The organism is Rhizobium sp. 2MFCol3.1 (assembly GCF_000377565.1).
In the GTDB taxonomy this organism is placed as follows: Bacteria; Pseudomonadota; Alphaproteobacteria; order Rhizobiales; family Rhizobiaceae; genus Rhizobium.
Genome location: NZ_KB898396.1, coordinates 1 through 1,381, shown reverse-complemented (window position 1 = coordinate 1,381; position 1,381 = coordinate 1). Strand labels below are relative to the sequence as shown.

At 59.0% G+C, this 1,381-nt stretch carries 1 protein-coding gene; it reads left to right on the top strand.

The window, feature by feature from the left end; genetic code table 11:
• Window positions 1-1,305: IS66 family transposase (locus D460_RS0132305; RefSeq protein WP_026283776.1), on the top strand; the 1,305-nt coding region annotated here is incomplete at its 5' end.
• Between the last annotated feature and the right edge of the window lie 76 nt (window positions 1,306-1,381).

The following is a 1,381-nucleotide window of genomic DNA, read 5'->3' as shown; positions in this document are numbered from 1 at the left end:
GTTACGGGCAAAAAGCGGGGACGCAGGCCTCTGCCGGCAGACCTGCCGCGCGAGCGTGTTGAATACGACCTTGCTGACGATCAGAAGGCTTGCCCGTGCTGCAAAAGCCCACTGCATCGCATGGGCGAAGCCGTTAGCGAGCAGCTCCATATCGAGGTCAAGGCAAAGGTCCTGCAGAATGTGCGGTTCAAGTACGCTTGCCGCCACTGCGATCGTACCGGGATCAACACGCCTGTGGTAATCGCACCGATGCCACCGCAACCCTTGCCGGGCAGCATCGCTACTGCTTCGACGCTGGCCTTCGCGCTCGTGCATAAATACGTCGACGGCACGCCGCTCTACCGCGTGGCGCAAACATTCGAGCGTGCTGGCGTTCCGATCAGCCGTGGCGCTCTTGCGCATTGGGTCATCGGCTCGAGCGAGAAGCATCTATACCGCATCTATGATGCTTTGAAGCTGCGACTACGATCGCAGTCTCTCATCCATGGCGATGAGACGACGGTTCAGGTGTTGAAGGAAAAAGACAAGGAAGCCATCAGCACGTCGTACATGTGGGCCTATCGCAGCAGCGAGGACAGTGACGAACCAATCGTGCTTCTCGACTACCAGCCCGGCCGCGGTCAAATCCACCCACAGACCTTTCTCGGTGACTACCGCGGCATATTGGTGACCGACGGCTACACCGCATGGCGCACATTGAATGGCGCAACCCACGTCGGATGCATGGCCCATTCACGGCGGCGCTTCGTTGAGGCCCTCAAAGCCCGGAAGAATGGAGGCGGACCGCCGGAGCAGGCACTCCGGTTCTTCGAGCAGCTCTACCGGATCGAAAAGCAGGCAAGAGACAGGACCCCAGATCCAGGGGAGACAAAGGCCGATTGCATTCGCCGTTTCCGCCAGCAGCACAGCCTGCCTGTCCTGAACGCCCTAAAGGCTTGGCTCGACAATATCGCGCCAAAGATCGTGCCGGATACCAAGCTCGGTGATGCGGTGTCCTACACCCTGAACCAATGGGATTACCTGACGCGTTACACCAGCGACGGCAGGATGCCGATCGATAACAACATTCTGGAACGCGAGATTAGAGTTTTTGCCACCGGAAGAAAATCGTGGCTGTTCAGCGATACCGTCGATGGAGCCAAAGCCAGCGCCGTGATCTACAGTCTCATGCTGACCTGCCGCGCCTGCGGCGTCGATCCGCTCGCCTGGCTGCGCCATGCGCTCACTGAGTTGCCTCAGCGCAAAGAAACTGCCGGCATTGGCGACCTGCTGCCGTTCAACTTCTCCAGAAACTCAGCCGCCTAATTAGCCGCATGTCGCTCTCAATGTAGCCGACCTGGCCCTAAAACAGCCGTCAACGCGCATGGAAAATCGCGCTTAC